Source organism: Clostridium pacaense (genome assembly GCF_020709765.2).
Classification (GTDB): Bacteria; Bacillota; Clostridia; order Lachnospirales; family Lachnospiraceae; genus Enterocloster; species Enterocloster hominis.
This window is the reverse complement of the sequence record NZ_JAJFEB020000237.1, coordinates 1-235: the sequence shown is the minus strand read 5'-3', so window position 1 is coordinate 235 and position 235 is coordinate 1. Positions and strand designations below refer to the sequence as shown.

The 235-nt window shown below is 53.6% G+C and carries 1 protein-coding gene; it reads left to right on the top strand.

Going from position 1 to position 235, the window contains the following annotated elements; all coding sequences use genetic code 11:
• Window positions 1-191 (top strand): hypothetical protein (locus tag LK536_RS59150; protein ID WP_506092381.1); only part of this gene is annotated, 191 nt, incomplete at its 5' end.
• Window positions 192-235: the final 44 nt, after the last annotated feature.

Sequence of the window (235 nt, the reverse complement as noted above, 5' to 3'; positions counted from 1 at the left end):
GGAGGAGGGAAGAAGGGGGAGAGAAAGAGAGGGGAGGAAAAGGAGAAGGAAAGGAGAGGAAAAAGGGAGGAAAGAAAGAGAAAAGGGGGAAAGAGGGAGGAGGGGGAGGGAAGGGGGGGGAAAAAGGAAAAGGAGGGGGAAAGAAAGAAGGGAAGGGAAGAGAGGGGGATTGTAAGGACGCGTCCCAATAGGACCGTAGTCAACGGGTGTGACTAGTAGTCAACGAGAAAGCTGG